17 protein-coding genes and 1 pseudogene are annotated in these 15169 nt (G+C 41.3%); 2 read left to right on the top strand and 16 right to left on the bottom strand.

Going from position 1 to position 15169, the window contains the following annotated elements:
* From AC6CIF_RS29015 to AC6CIF_RS28980, 8 genes are all read right to left on the bottom strand, one after another.
* The coding region (locus AC6CIF_RS29015; protein ID WP_498202476.1) for a transposase at positions 1-212 on the bottom strand (212 nt) is incomplete at its 3' end.
* A 111-nt stretch (positions 213-323) separates the two neighbouring features.
* Complete coding sequence (locus AC6CIF_RS29010; RefSeq protein WP_175623845.1) at positions 324-488, bottom strand: hypothetical protein; 165 nt, start codon at positions 486-488, stop codon at positions 324-326.
* Between the two features lie 617 nt (positions 489-1105).
* The gene (locus tag AC6CIF_RS29005; RefSeq protein WP_498202474.1) at positions 1106-2008 is read right to left on the bottom strand and encodes a DegV family protein; all 903 of its coding nucleotides are present in this window, start codon (positions 2006-2008) and stop codon (positions 1106-1108) included.
* 14 nt (positions 2009-2022) lie between these two features.
* Positions 2023-4248 (bottom strand): MMPL family transporter, encoded by a 2226-nt coding sequence (locus tag AC6CIF_RS29000; protein ID WP_076334285.1) that lies wholly within the window; start codon positions 4246-4248, stop codon positions 2023-2025.
* Positions 4249-4444: 196 nt separating this feature from the next.
* The gene (locus AC6CIF_RS28995; protein WP_076334286.1) at positions 4445-5095 is read right to left on the bottom strand and encodes a response regulator; all 651 of its coding nucleotides are present in this window, start codon (positions 5093-5095) and stop codon (positions 4445-4447) included.
* Between the two features lie 16 nt (positions 5096-5111).
* Complete coding sequence (locus AC6CIF_RS28990; protein WP_083679774.1) at positions 5112-6314, bottom strand: sensor histidine kinase; 1203 nt, start codon at positions 6312-6314, stop codon at positions 5112-5114.
* Between the two features lie 177 nt (positions 6315-6491).
* Positions 6492-7055 (bottom strand): fibronectin type III-like domain-contianing protein, encoded by a 564-nt coding sequence (locus AC6CIF_RS28985; RefSeq protein WP_498202473.1) that lies wholly within the window; start codon positions 7053-7055, stop codon positions 6492-6494.
* Positions 7056-7178: 123 nt separating this feature from the next.
* Positions 7179-7289: a hypothetical protein gene (locus AC6CIF_RS28980; RefSeq protein WP_498202472.1), complete on the bottom strand. Its 111-nt coding sequence runs from the start codon at positions 7287-7289 to the stop codon at positions 7179-7181.
* 180 nt (positions 7290-7469) lie between these two features.
* Here AC6CIF_RS28980 and AC6CIF_RS28975 point away from each other — a divergent pair, with 180 nt between their 5' ends.
* A complete protein-coding gene (locus tag AC6CIF_RS28975) occupies positions 7470-7832 on the top strand; it encodes a helix-turn-helix transcriptional regulator (RefSeq protein WP_076334289.1) in 363 nt (120 codons plus the stop codon).
* A gap of 128 nt (positions 7833-7960) precedes the next feature.
* Here AC6CIF_RS28975 and AC6CIF_RS28970 read toward each other — a convergent pair whose 3' ends face one another.
* The 8 genes and pseudogenes from AC6CIF_RS28970 to trxB all read right to left on the bottom strand — a co-directional run bounded on the left by AC6CIF_RS28970 (position 7961) and on the right by trxB (position 14143).
* The gene (locus AC6CIF_RS28970; protein ID WP_498202471.1) at positions 7961-9151 is read right to left on the bottom strand and encodes a MalY/PatB family protein; all 1191 of its coding nucleotides are present in this window, start codon (positions 9149-9151) and stop codon (positions 7961-7963) included.
* Between the two features lie 118 nt (positions 9152-9269).
* A complete protein-coding gene (locus AC6CIF_RS28965; protein WP_498202470.1) occupies positions 9270-9620 on the bottom strand; it encodes an OsmC family protein in 351 nt (116 codons plus the stop codon).
* A gap of 224 nt (positions 9621-9844) precedes the next feature.
* Entirely contained in the window at positions 9845-10573 is a 729-nt protein-coding gene (locus AC6CIF_RS28960; RefSeq protein ID WP_076334292.1) for a DsbA family oxidoreductase, read from the bottom strand.
* Positions 10574-10598: 25 nt separating this feature from the next.
* On the bottom strand, positions 10599-11255 hold the full coding sequence (locus tag AC6CIF_RS28955; protein WP_076334293.1) for a carboxymuconolactone decarboxylase family protein: 657 nt from the start codon (positions 11253-11255) through the stop codon (positions 10599-10601).
* A gap of 105 nt (positions 11256-11360) precedes the next feature.
* Positions 11361-12236, bottom strand: a pseudogene (locus tag AC6CIF_RS28950) (oxidoreductase).
* A 100-nt stretch (positions 12237-12336) separates the two neighbouring features.
* The gene (locus tag AC6CIF_RS28945) at positions 12337-12669 is read right to left on the bottom strand and encodes a thioredoxin family protein (protein WP_076334294.1); all 333 of its coding nucleotides are present in this window, start codon (positions 12667-12669) and stop codon (positions 12337-12339) included.
* Positions 12670-12698: 29 nt separating this feature from the next.
* Positions 12699-13187, bottom strand: a complete 489-nt coding sequence (locus AC6CIF_RS28940) for an OsmC family protein (protein WP_076334295.1) — start codon at positions 13185-13187, stop codon at positions 12699-12701.
* A gap of 26 nt (positions 13188-13213) precedes the next feature.
* Complete coding sequence (gene trxB, locus AC6CIF_RS28935) at positions 13214-14143, bottom strand: thioredoxin-disulfide reductase (protein ID WP_076334296.1); 930 nt, start codon at positions 14141-14143, stop codon at positions 13214-13216.
* A 330-nt stretch (positions 14144-14473) separates the two neighbouring features.
* Between trxB and AC6CIF_RS28930 the strand changes: the two genes are divergently transcribed.
* Positions 14474-15142 carry an ArsR/SmtB family transcription factor gene (locus AC6CIF_RS28930; protein ID WP_076334297.1) on the top strand — a complete coding sequence of 223 codons (669 nt, stop codon included), beginning with the start codon at positions 14474-14476 and terminating at the stop codon, positions 15140-15142.
* The last annotated feature ends 27 nt before the right edge of the window (positions 15143-15169 follow it).

Here is a 15169-nt window from a genome sequence, read left to right as displayed (position 1 = left end):
GTTGTTCTAAGGCGTCCCCGTTTGGATGTAACAGGTTCTAAACTCATTCCCTGTTTCGTTTTCGCTGCCCATACTTGTACCTGAGATTTATTTTGAATACCCAAACATTTCGCAACTTCACGTATACTCATGTGTTCCTCGTTGACCAGCCGGGCCGCCTCCAATTTCAATTCTAAGGAGTACCGCCGGAAAGTTTGTCCTTTTTTAGCCATGAAAAAATCCCCTTCGTTTGGCAAGATTAAGTCCATCTTAACAGATGTCTTTTTTCTCTTGTCTACTAAAAGGGGATAATACCAAAGCGCTGGCTTTTCATTAGAAATCGTTTATTTATCTTTTAGGAATGACGGTGTACCATAGTTTGCCTTTCGCTGGTAAACAACGGTCACTTCGCGATCAGGACCACCATCTGACGAAGGAGCCATGAGTTTCACTTTCGGGAGGTCGCCAACTTGCTGTTGTTTATTAAACTCTTCATTCGTTTTACTCATTTTAATCCCCCATAGAGATCATTTAATGTGGTGATTGGTTCTTGATTTTCTTCTTCTAAAGTAGCAAACTCTTCAATCGAAACTTCGTCCTGACCTCGGATATGAAGAGTGACAATTTACCCAAAGGATAACACAATTCATATGCAAATGACACTCTGCCATAATGATTGAATGGCTTACTTAAGACAAAAAAACCGCCCCTTCAACTTCAAAGGTCGGTTTACCCAATTGGGAGAAGAAAATAATGGTTTTAACTGTATTATATCCACTCGATGTGGTTATATACCGTATTCTGCTTGAACTCTATGTTCATGTAGGCAATTCAGTAATATCAACGTTCATATGTTCAGTAAGCATTAAGGTTATTCGAATGTTACGTTTCCATGTCGAAACTACCTATGGAGGATATGGAAATCTATCAGGCCAATTATGATAAACTGATTCCCCTGTTTTCCGAGCTTGCAGAGCTTGGCGAAAAGGATGGGTCCTTGCGGATGGACAGCAATACTCGTGAAACCATTATTACCATGATTAGTGTTTTGGGAACTTTTCCAAAAAGATGGCGATGTTGAACGGCATCGATGCATTCCAGACCCATGTGAATGAAGATCAGCAGTTTAACTTCCTAAAAAAACTCTTTCTTGATCATTTGAGAGTCTGAACAAGGGGCCCGACTGCAGGATAAAACTGATTGCCAGACTATGAGGACCACTGTGAGAGCATATGGAGCAGCCTCCTTCGATGATGTGTACAGTGCGAATAGAGGTTTCCTTCAGGATGAACTGACGCATCCACTCTGCGGTTTCCTCCTCTAGCGTCTGCGCAATAATAATCTGGTCGTGATCAATACGATGAATGTGGCTCAAGATATCCTGTAAAAGTTTCTTTACAATTCTCTCCTTGCTTCCCCTATACTTCACACCGGAAAGCACCTTTCCGTGGCTCACATATAAAACGGGACGAATTCGGAGTATACTTCCGATCATGTTTTGAATGCTGCTGACTCTCCCCCCTTTATGAAGATAATCGAGATTATCAACGAGTATATTTAACTGGATTTCATGCCTTACTTTGTCAAGCCTTTCGGCGATCGCAAGGGCACTTTTTCCATCCGAAGCCATTTGCGCCGCCAAGAGTACACTCATGGCTGTTCCTGCCGTTACATTCAGCGAATCTACAACCGTTATCCGCCCTGCGGGGAACTCTCTCGCCGCCGCCAAGGCGTTCTGATACGTCGATGATAGATGAGAGGACATGCTGATATACAGTACATCCTCTCCGTCTTCGATGGCTGGACGGAACGCTTGAATGAAATCAGCAGGCGGGGGTGCGGACGTCTTTGGCAAATGGCCGTATATCTCAACCAAGTTGTACATCTCTTTTGCATTGATTTCTTTTCGATCAACATAGGAATTTTCCTGAAAAACAATATATAAAGGTACCATTCCGATGTTATATTTATTCATCCAATCTTGTGGAACATCCGAGATGCTATCTGCAAATATGCGTACTTTCGACATACTGCCCCTTCCCCCTAATCTGATTTCTCTTTACTCATCAAAGATGAACTTTCCGATTCTTCTTTCGAGGTGTGGACAGAATGAGTATCTTTCATCACGGATTCTCCCTCAACATCGATATTAGGAAGAATTCGGTCTAGCCACTTCGGCAAATACCAGGCGCTTCGTCCTAATAGGGTCATTACCGCCGGGACAAGTGTCATCCGAACGATGAATGCATCTACCAAAATACCAAAGGCAAGTGCCAGTCCCATGGATTTGATCATGGCATCTCCGGCAAAGATAAAGCTCGCAAAGACGGCGATCATAATCAAACCTGCGGCACTTACAACAGGACCACTGTAAGTAATACCACTTCGTATTGATTTCACAGCATCTCCAGTATGATTATAATCCTCTCTCATCCGGCTTACCAAAAATACTTCGTAGTCCATAGCAAGTCCGAACAGAATACCTGTAACCAGAATTGGCAGGAAGCTCAGCACCGGCCCTGGTTCGGGAATACCAAAGAAATTTGCCAGATATCCATCTTGAATGACCAAAACGATGACGCCCAGGGTTGATCCAAGGGTGAACAGGAATCCGAGTACGGCTTTGATTGGAACCAGAATGGATCGGAAAACCAGCGTGAGCAACACGAAGGCGAGACCCACAATCAGTATCGCAAATTTCGGCAATGCTTCGTCAAGTTTCTCCGAGATATCAATATTGACTGCCGTGCCGCCGGTAACCATAATTTCGACGTTATTATCTTTCATAACCTGTTCCGCTTCTGCACGAATAGTTTGGACCAATTCGGTCGTTTTGATATCATGAGGGCCTGTCTTCGGTAACACCGTGATGATTGCGGCTTTCCCGGAAGGACTCGGAATTAATGGATTGACACTAGCCACATCAGGCAGACCTTTGATATATGATGTTGCTTTGGCAATAACCGCTTGTGGATCTTCCGTTTTTTCTGTTCTAGCAACTACAACCAGTTGACCATTGAATCCTTCTCCAAAGCCTTCTGCAAGCAGGTCATACCCTCGACGCTCTGTTGTATCCGTGGATTTTAATCCGCTATCCGGCAGACCAAGTTGCATATGCAGGAATGGAATTGTACAAACAGTCAATAAAACGATGCACAGGATGGTAGTGAGCCAAGGTTTTCGTGTTACAATCTTGCCCCAACGATTCTCTGTTCCCTCTGTTTTTTTGCGACCAGACATTTTCCGCAACCATTTGTTCTCCCGTGCCGGACTAATTCGATCTCCTGCAACTGCCAATACGGCAGGAACAAAAATGACTGCGATTAAAACTGCTACGAATACACTTACAGCTGCCGCCAATCCCATCATAGTTATAAATGGAATCTGTACGACCGACAGACTAACCAGGGCGATAATAACGGTTATTCCTGCAAAGACGACCGAGCTCCCTGCTGTTGCATTGGCTTGGGCCATAGCTGTATTTCGCTCAAATCCTGCTGCCAGTTGTTGACGATACCTCGACATGATGAACAGAGCATAGTCGATCCCTACAGCCAAGCCCAGCATAACAGCCAGTGTAATGGAGAATGAAGCCATAGAAACTACATTTGAGCCAATGACGATAATCATCATTCCTATACCGAGTCCGACAACTGCGGTCAGGATCGGTAACCCTGCTGCAAGAAACGATGTGAATGTGAAAGCCAGGATCAAAAAGGCAATCAGAACCCCGATAATTTCAGAGGTCACTCCAATTTCAAGCTCCGAGAAGGCTACGCTCCCTACAAGTTCCGTCTGCATACCACGATCATTTAGGGATTTGACTACATCAAGAACATGTTCCTTAGAAGTCTCAGTCACTTCACTGGCAGGCTGACTGTATGTAACATCAGCATAGCCAATCTTTTTGTCTGCGCTAAGCGTACCAGCGTCATAAGGACTGACGATAGATGTGACCGATGAATCCGATTGAACCTCTTTTATTGCTTTTGCTATTAAATTCTTGTTCGAGTCCGATTCCAGTGTTCCCGTTTCAGACTTGAACACTAACCTGATCTGTCCACCATCACCGGAAGATGGGAACTCTTCATTCAATATTATTCCAGCCTGTTCCGATTTGGTTCCCGGAATGGTCATTTCTCCTGTGAAGGACGTTCCCAACCCAAGACCCAAGGCGGCCACAAGCAGTAGAAGCATCAATCCTCCTGCGATCACCATTTTCCTTTTTCTTACTGACCACTCACCGAGTCGAAATAATAATTTAGCCATATTTTTGACGTCTCCCTTCGTTGCTACAAATCTGGGCCATCTTGATGTTGGACAACCTCGTGAATTCATCTTATCTAAAAGTAAAAAAAAAAAAACGTACATGAGGGCATGCCCTTGATGTACGTTTGGGAAGCACCAATGGGCAGTTTATCGCTGACCATTGGTTTGGAATTTAGTTTCTAAATAAATAGTGTTACTATAAATGTAAAATGCCTCTTTCGACGGATACGGCAACGGCTTCCAAGCGGGAATCTACGCCCAGTTTGTTATATATATTAGTCAACTGAGCTTTGACGGTTCGTTCTGCCATTCCCATGTCAAAAGCAATCTCTTTGGTGCGAAGCCCCCGGGCCACTGCCTGAAGAATGATTAATTCCTTCTCAGTCAACGATAGTGCATTTTTCGATTTTACTTCAACCGAGGGTTTCTCCCGATATGCAAATACTCTGGCGGTTATTTCAGGCTGTAGCAATGTCTCCCCACGCAGAGCGGACTCAAGTGTACGGAATAGATTCTCTCTGCTTGTATCCTTCAGCAGATATCCTTTGGCCCCTAGTCCCAGCCCATTGATCATAAGCTCGTCCTCATTGTAAGTAGTCAAAATAATAACGGGAATCTGAATCTGTTTTTCGTTCATGATCTTCAATGTATCCAGTCCACTCAATCCTCCGGGCATATTCAGATCCATCAGAATAACGTCTGGTTTCAGCTCTTCCATCTGTTCCAAGGCTGCATTGCCTTCTTCTGCTTCTCCAACAACGTGGTAATTGTCATCGGTTCCCAGAATCAATTTCATCCCTTCGCGAACAACCCAATGATCATCTACAATCAGAACTTTATGTTTCATTATTTTTCCTCCCATACTATACAGGTACAGATAGCTCTATTGTTGTACCTTCATTGTTGCTCTCAATATGAATTTGCCCACCTACAAGCCTTGCTCGTTCATGGATGCCGATCAGACCATAATGTCCATTTTGTTTTCCGATTTCATCAATGTTAAAACCTCTCCCGTTATCCTTAATAACCATGTGAAATTGTCGCTGATTATCCCCAATTTTTATGGATACATTACTGGCCTGCGCATGACGTGCCACATTGGTCAGTGTTTCACTCAAAATATGCAATACATGCTCCATTTTGGCTCCGGACAGAACAGATTTTATATAAAACTCTAAATTTATGTTAACTCCTGTCGCTAGCCTGAAGCGTTGCAGCTGATCATGAATCGCTTCATTAAAGTTGACGGCAGGTGTAGCTCTGGTTCTTAGATCGTCAATCGCTTTTCTTGCATCGCCCAATGTCTGTCTCGCCTGAGCCATGGATGACAGAACAATCTCATGAGCTTTTTCGATGTTCCCTCGGCTAAGGTATGCGTTTACCGCTTCCAGCTGCATGATGAGTCCGGCTTGCCCCTGAGCCAATGTATCATGGAGATCCCTAGCCATTCGCTGACGCTCGTTGGCTAGCGTCAATTCTTCTACCTTTTGATGGGTCAGTTCCAGATCACGTAGAAATGTCTGTGTCCGAACCCTTGCGTTAACCTGGCGGTAGTAAAGTAGTGCATAAGCCATAACAACAACAATCATGAGTATAATCAATGGGATAAACAATATAAGTTCATCTACACCCTTTGTCCACAAGGTGACGAGACAAAAAAAGATATAAAGAACAAAGGCTACAAAAACCACTTTTTTGGTTTCAAAAAAAATCGCTACGGATTGCCCTATTAATACTGGAATCAAGCCAATTAGTATGACCGGAAGTCCGTCGGGCATCATGATCGAGCTTCCAAAAATAAGGTTTCCCTGAATACTCAGATACAGTGTTCTGGAACGGTTGATAACATCATTCACACACCAATAGAGATACATGTGAAGAACCATAATCATTATAAAAAATAAGGTAGGCACCAGTAACGGCAAAGACATAGTTTGTAACACAATTGTGACTATGGTCACCAGTACGATCCAGATGATAATGGGAAGACGTGAGGAAGTGATCTTATCATAATCATCATCCATACTTGATTGAAGGAAGCGGGGGTGGTTGGATATATTTTTCATGGAATCACCTCTCATCCAATCATTATATTACGATTTCTCATGGGTTATATGTACTTTAGTGCATGCCCTTTCGTACATTGAGATCTTGTTGTGTAATAATAGTATAAGAAAATCGTCCATAAGTCATTCTTATGGACGATTTTACCTTGTCTATTGCTTTTTAGTTCATCTACTTTACTATCGAACGGCCGCATTCAACCCAGCAAGAAGTTGTGAGAGTAACTCCTCTGTAAGTGCTCCCCCCGTAAATGGAATTAGAGCCCGCAGTGGTATGTAACGCAAGGATGCCTGAATCATCTCTGAAGAGACAGCATCTGAGTGGGCATTTCCTTGTGGAGCAAATCCCTGCAATTGTCCCAGTACAGCCATGGTTTTCGGGTTGGAGAGTAATTCTCCTAGGGCTGTGTTACGGTCATAGTAGTTCGCAAAGCTTCGTTTATCTAAAGTGAAGCTAACCGTCTTCTCTTCACCTGGCTCAAGAGAAACCTTGGCAAAACCTTTAAGTTCTTTTTCAGGTCGGTTGACGCTTGTTTGACGATCATGTACGTACAACTGTATCACTTCTTTACCCGAACATTGACCTGTATTTTTAATTTTTACTGTTACAGAGACTATATCTGTATCCTTGAAACATGTTTGGCTTACGTTCAGTTGTGAGTAGTCAAATTGGGTGTAACTCAAACCAAAACCAAAGGGAAACAAAGGTTCAATGTCTTTACAATCATAATAGCGATAGCCCACATAGATGCCTTCTCTATATTCGACGCGATCTCCATCACCAGGGAAGAAAAGTGATGATGGATTATGTTTTAAGGATTGTGGGAATGTCTCCGCCAGCTTCTCGCTGGGATTTGCTTCTCCGAATTACAGGTCAGCGATGGCTCCTCCTGCAGCCTGTCTACCCAAATATGCTTCTAGTGCAGCTTTCGCATCCTTGAGCCAAGGCATAACAATGGGTGAACCATTGCTGAGCACAACCACTACGTTAGGCTGGGCAGAGGAAACTGCTGTTATATGTTCCTATTGATTTGCCGGAATATAAATGTGATCGATCGTATCCCTCGGACTCGTAACGGTCAGGCAGACCGATGAACAACACTGCGACATCAGCTGCTCTTGCAGATTCAACTTCTTCAGCTACCATGGGCTGAGAAGATGATTGATCTACGTCGAAAGAAAGCCTCTCATCAATTGAAGAATGCTCATGAGCAAATTACTTCAAATGTCAGAACTTATATTCAGGAGCATCTTGCAGAGGGAATCTCGCTACAGATGATTGCAGACCATGTAGGTCTTCATCCTGTTTATCTATCCAAGGTATACAAAACAGTTACCAGAGAAACCATTGGCGATTATTTGTATAGTTTACGCATGAAGCGAGCTTCGTATCTCCTATTGAACTCCGACTTGAAGATTGCAGATGTCAGTAAGGAACTCGGGTTTTTGGCCCCTCCACATTTCATTAAGATTTTTAAAAAGCACTTTGGATGTACTCCACAAGAATTTCGTACCCGATAAAAAAGCTCATTGGTAATATCTACTCTTTAGTAGATAAGATAAAAAGACATCTTTTAAGATGGACTTAATCTTCCCTACTAAAGGGGATATTACTACCACGATGTGTTTGTTTCATTACCGGCTTTCTGCTACTGCAAAACTTCACAAATTCTCTTTAGACCTTCCTCTAAAATTGCCCTTGGACAAGCCAGATTAAGCCGAATATAACCATCAGCATTGGCTACGAACATACTTCCGCCTTCCAGTAGCACTCCTGCGTTGTTCGCAAAATATAAAGACATATTTTCTTCATCCGGAAGGTATGCACTGATATCCACCCATGCAAGATAAGTAGCCTCTGGGATACGGAATACAGCCTGAGGTAAATGGCTCGCTAAATATTGCTGGGTAAAAATAAAATTTTCATCCAAGTAGGTTTTTAATTGTCTCAGCCACTCATCACCATGTTGATAAGCTGCCTGTGTTGCAGCTATGCTTAGTGGATTTTCCATACTGTAGTGTCGTGCCTTCCACAACGCTCTGACTTCATCATTGGGAATGATGATATTGGATAGCATCATCCCTGCCATATTAAAAGTCTTGCTTGGAGCCATACAGGAGATGATCTTGTCTGTATTTGGAAAGATCTTTGCCAAAGGTGTATGAACCATATCATTTCTAAGCAAATCACAATGAATTTCATCTGAAATAATCATAACGTCATTTTCGAGACATATTTCGCCAAACTTACTCAGTTCTTCTGGTGTCCAAACACGTCCTGTGGGATTATGAGGATTGCAAAAAATACATAAGCTTACCTTTTCATCACGCACTTTTAATTCGATATCATCATAATCCATCGTATAGTATCCCTGTTGATTCACTAAATCAGAGGTCACCAGTTCCAGATGATTGAAGTCTACAGCATGCTTGAAATATGCGTATGATGGGGTAACAATTAAAACCTTTTCGTCTGGTTTACAAATGTACTCAATCAACTCATATAACGCGGGAATAATACCAGGTGAAGTGACCAAATGTTCTTTTTGAAAGCTCCAATCATAGTGATCTTGTGTCCATTGAACAACCGAAAGATAGTAGTCAGGATCAAATACTTTGGTATAGCCCAAAGTTCGTTTATCTAAACGATCTTTAACAGATTGAATGATTTCAGGTGGAGTCGCAAATTCCATATCAGCAACCCACATGCGAATAAATTCATCATCTTTAAAAGGGAACGTCATATCATTAGATGCCTTAAAAATGTATTCTTTAAAACCGTCTGTACTCATCGCATTAGTATTTTTTCGATCAATGATTTCATCAAAATCGTATTTCATCTGTTTTATCCACTCCTACTGCAAGACTTTTATCCTAGCATTTAAAAAAGTAGACATTATGCTATGTGTTTCTCGCATAATGTCAACGCTTCTTGTAAGAAAATCAAGTATCCAAGGTTTAACTATTAAGTGTGTACGTCGAAGTCACTTTAACGTTTCTTTCAATGGTGTTTTTCACAGGTGATCTTTCAATGGCTTTTGCTATCAACATTTGAACCTGTGCTTCATCTGCGTCACTGTCTACATTGAAACGAACATTTATTTCATCAAAGCCAGGATTTCCTTCTTTTAATCCGAAGAAAACATATGGATCTATTTCTCCCGTAACATCAACTTCCAGAGATTGTACTTTAATCCCCACACCACTAGCTGTTGCAATGAATCCAACACCTACACAACCGCCAAGCGCATAACAGAAGCTCAACTGGATTTGGCCCTTTTCCCGTTCCGGATAGCCATTCTGGTTCATCCATAGGTACCGGCTTATAGTCCCCAACCTCGGCTTCAGAGTAAAAGCCATCTTTCCATTTTACTGTAGAAGCAAAACTTGTAATCGCCTCTTCTGGATGTTTCTTATAATTTTCCACCAAGCTTCCAAGCATACTCACATTTACACCATTCAATTTACTCATGTTTAAGGTCCTCTATTATATATTTTACTTATTCGAATTTAATTAAATTTTTGCTTGTTCTTTATGACTTCTTAGGCGGGATCGCACACCCTTCATCCGTACATAATCCTTCACTAGTGGTTTCATCAGAAAGCATTTCAAACTTAGCTGCCGGATGCTCTTCTTCCCACACTTTCTCCAACACTTGAGAAAACGATTCTGTCGGCTGTGCCCCTGAAACTGCGTATTTTTGATTGAATATAAAGAACGGCACCCCGGTAATCCCAACTCGACGAGCCTCATCCTGATCTTTTCGTACTTGATCTGCATAGAGATCCTTCGTATTCAAGATTCCAAGGGCTTCTTCTCTCTCTAATCCAACGGCTTCTGCAATATCGGCCAAGGTATTATAATCTCCTACATCTCTTGATTCAGTGAAATGTGCGACAAGTAATTTTTCATTTAGCATTGTTTCTTTGCCTTTCGTTTTTGCCCATTTTAATAAACGATGGGAATCCAGTGTATTGGTAGGTTTTAGAGTGTCTAATTGAAAAGATAATCCTACGCTATGGGCTTGTTGAGTCAAGTGACTCATGAATTCTTTCGCTTGTTTTCTTCCACCGAACTTAGGGGCTAATTTATCTGCAAAACTTGTTCCATCATATGAGGAAGCGGACGGATCAAGTTCAAAGCTCTTGTATTCAATATTAATTTTATCTTTATAAGGCAATCCTTCTAGAGCTTTCTCCAGATTTTGTTTACCTATATAGCAAAATGGACATGCGATGTCTGACCAGATTTCAATATTCATGTGTATCCTCCCGTTTCAGTTAAAGTTATTCGTCAAATGCTACTAGAGCATTTACGCCATGTGCAAGAGCAGAACCTGCTTTTAATGCTGTAGCTACCATAATCGATTCGGCCAACTCTTCTTTAGTCGCGCCAGCTTTTTTAGCGGCTTTAGTATGAATATCAATGCAATATGGACACCCCGTCGTATGGGCTACCGCAACTGCAATCAATTCTTTCTCCTTGGTACTGAGTGTGCCGGCTTTTAACGCTTGCTGATCAAAAGAACCAAAGGCTTTAAAGGAATCACTTAGTTGGGTGAACTCTCTCAGCCGGTTAATATATGATGCACGATACAACTCATCGTCATCATTTCCATCATACGCGTTCAAAGCATTAACACCATGAGCCATAGCCGAACCGGCTTTAAGTGCTGTTGCAACCATGATTGATTCAGCCATTTCCTCTTTTGAAACACCATTTTTCTTAGCTTGTTTCACATGAGCTTCAATACAGTAAGGACATCCTGTGGTATGAGCTATAGCAATTGCAATGATTTCTTTGAATTTTGCAGTTAACTTTCCTTCAGCTAATGCTAATTTTTCAAAAGAGATAAATGCCTTGAAGATTTCTGGAGAAACTGAGTTGAATTCTCCGATCCGCTTGAAATTTGATTTTTTGAATAAACTGTCTTGATGACTCATAGAAAATCCCTCTATTCATTAATGAAATATTCAATTGATTAATTGAATTTTAAGACATGTTGATACGTAAGTCAAGTACAAGCATGAGTAATCTGTAGTTCCCTTTTAATATAAAGTGCTCAGTGCCTCACGCGTAAACGGAAGTAAATCTTCTGTTCTTCCTTCGCGGATTTTATTTACCCAGTCAGGCTCGGCTAACAATGCGCGACCAACTGCGATCAACTCAAATTCTTCGCGCTCTAATCTCTCAACTAAAGCACCAATTTGGGTTGCTTTACCATTTGCATTTTCTCCGTTATCAAAGAAATCCAAGAAGTCAGCGTCGAGTCCAACCGATCCAACTGTAATGGTTGGTTTGCCCGTCAATTTTTTGATCCATCCTGAGAGATTCAAGTCAGATTCTTTAAAGGCTGGTTCCCAGAAGCGGCGAATAGAGGATGAAAGATGTCTACGCCTGCATCGACTAGCGGTGCTAAGAATTGTGCTAATTCTTCTGGAGTGTCGTCTAGTTTTGCTGTATAGTCATCATATTTCCACTGGGAGATCCGTAGCGTAATGGGGAAGTCTGGCCCAACACTCCTTCGACAAGCTGCGATAACCTCACTAGCAAATCGGGTACGATTGAGTATATCGCCACCATATTCATCGCTACGTGAGTTGGTTTTTTTCCAGAAAAATTGATCGATAAAAAATCCATGTGATGCCATAATCTCGATGCCATCAAAACCAACTTTTTTTAGCATTGACTGCCGCCTGTTTGAAGGCTTCAACCAATTCGGAAATCTCTTGTTTAGTGTAATCATTATAAGTCCAACACCATTTTCAGCTCTACGACGATAATACGCGGCGATATCCTCCCCCGGTACACCATTCGGAGAAAATTTTCAAGTCACTGGTGCCATAATAATACGGTTAGATAGTTTGAGATTTCCCATTTCGAGTGGTTTAATAAAGAGCTTCAACAGATTGTGAATTGTGCATAATAACCTCCAGGTTTACTTACTTAATATATTTATTAATAAATGTTTATTTGAAATCGAATCCCTGATGCACTAACATTTGTATAGGTCGTTCTTTTTCATTATCTCGTACCTTCAACAGCACTTTGCAAAAAATGTTCTATCTCTTCGCGTGACTTACGAAGCTTATTGACATATCGAGTAAGCTCTTTACCGTCGACGTAGGCTACAAAACTTGGAATACCCATAATATTTTGTTCTTCACTTACATTACCTACTTGATCTACATCAACTTCGATAAGATCCAGATCATTCGCAAATTTATCTTCAACATCAGGCATAAATGGATCAATAAATTTGCAGTCCGGGCACCAATCTGCTTTAAAGACAGCAACAGTGATTTTTGGGGAACGGATAGCTGTATCAAATTCTAACTTAGAGGTAATTTTTTTCATTTGTATAGTCTCCTTTTATAATGAATGGTTTACCATTCCATTTGATGTTGTTCAATATAGTTACTTGTCAGATCATCTCCAGCATCGATGGATACTTTACCCTCGGTACCTACCGGTACACCTGCTTTAACAAGCAGCTGACCAATGTGGCATTTTTCTTCTGCTTGTAGGAATAGTGATTCGACTACAGCAATATCTTCCTTGGAGGCATCTGAGGATAAAACAACATGCGGACGATGTGTAATGCTCAGTTGGTTTCCTTGTGCCGTGTTCCCTTCTGTATCCATAAAGAATCCAGCAACGGGTACTTTCTTGCGATCTAACATATAAGCTAGAGTCAGAGCGTAACAAGCAATGGCTGAGGACATCAGAAGTTGTTGTGGATTAGCACCTTCTCCGCTTCCTCCTTTAGGAATAGGGATAGCAACTTGGGTTAGCAAATTGTCGCTTTTAATGCGACCAAATCCTTTTGCGTCTTTGAACCAAACCGTATTCATAACCATTTTTTGATCCGGCATTTTAATATGCTCCTTTCCCCACGTCTTTAATTATTTTCTAAAGAGTCGATAAACTTTTCACTATCCATGGCTGCCATAGCTCCAGATCCTGCTGCAGTAATAGCTTGACGATAACGAGTATCCTGTACATCTCCACAAGCAAACACACCTGGAATATTTGTCATAGATGTACCGGGAACTGTGACAATGTAGCCATTCTCATCCGTCTCAATTTGACCATTTAAAAATTCTGTATTCGGATGATGACCAATAGCTACAAATACACCGTGTGCGTCTAGAATTTCTTCTTCGCCTGAGACATTGTTCTGGACTTTCAATCCGGTCACTCCACGTTCACTAGCCACTACTTCAAGTGGGGTTTTACTTAAAGCCCACGCAATTTTAGGGTTTGAACGAGCGCGATCTTGCATAATTTTGGAGGCTCGTAATTCTTCGCGACGATGCACCAAAGTCACTTTGGAAGCGAATCGTGTCAGAAAGTTTGCCTCTTCCAAGGCAGTATCGCCACCACCGACTACGATGAGTTCTTTATTTCTAAAGAAGAACCCATCACAAGTGGCACAAGTGCTCACTCCACGACCTACATTTTCTGTTTCACCTGGTATTCCTAAATATTTCGCACTGGCACCGGTTGAAATGATAAGCGTTTCAGTAATAATTTCACCTTTGCCATCCACGTCCAGTTTAAACGGTCGGTTATTCAAATCTACTGCTTTTACCCAACCGTTAACAAACGTAGCCCCGAACCGCTCAGCTTGTTTACGCATATTATCCATTAACTCAGGTCCCATGATTCCTTCAGGAAACCCAGGATAATTCTCAATTTCGGTTGTGGTTGTAAGCTGTCCTCCTGGTTCAAGCCCTTCAATAACGAGTGGGTTCATATTCGCACGAGCCAAGTAAATTGCTGCGGTTAATCCCGCTGGCCCTGTTCCGACAATTACAGATTTGTACATATGTTATCCCTCCAAATTTGAGTGTGTATGACAATTACACATATGAATATCTTTTAATATTCAATTGATTAATTGAATTATAGCATTGTAGGATCTCTTCGTCAACTTATCCTCATCAATTGACTGCAGGCGGGATATCCATAGATTGAAATGAATGTTTGGAGTTTGAGTTCTTACTTAGATACATTTCAGCCTTATAACTTGACTTCACTCAGGTTGTTCATGTTAAAATTTTAATATTCAATTGAATCTATAAAGGGTTGAGAATATCGTTCGAATTGAAGTGGGGAAGTCCCGTTGAACATAAAATAAGAATAGAGGTTGACGATTATGGAAGAATTATTGAATTCAGCGAAGCTTTTTAAAGAAGACCTATATAAACAATTGGCCAGAATAGGAAAATGTCTATCCAGTGATAAGCGTTTGGAGATTTTAAACCTGTTGTCCAATGGCTCAAGAACAGTAGAAAAAATAGCTGCTTCTACAGATATGAACGTTGCGAATGTATCCAGGCACCTTCAAGTTCTACTCGATGCTAAGCTTGTTAAATTCACGAAAAAAGGAACTTTTGTGATCTATTCTTTAGCTGACCCGGAGATCATCAATTTTCTGTCCTCTTTATGGCGAATTAGTGAGAAACAGATTCCTGACATCAGTAGAATGAAAGATGACTTTATTAACAATCTTGACGACATTCAAACACTTACCATGGACGAGGTTAGGGAGAGAATAAAAAATGATTCAATTATTCTTGTGGATTTACGTCCTAAAGAAGAATATGAAATGGATCATATCGCGGGAGCAATCTCGATGCCGATGGAAGAGTTAGAAGTATTCATAAGGGACATCCCAAAAAATACAGAGATTATTGCATATTGTAGAGGCCCACTGTGTGTCTACTCTGCATTAGCCGCACAGAAATTACAATCTGAAGGCTTTACAGCTTATCGTATGGAAGAGGGTTTGAATGAATGGCAGGAACATTTTCATTTACATTAGGCTGACTTCTGGAGCACAAGAAGTACA

It is taken from the genome of Paenibacillus sp. GQ49 (assembly GCF_059759055.1).
The sequence above is the reverse complement of the archived record's forward strand: the minus strand, read 5'-3'. Positions and strand labels throughout refer to the sequence as shown.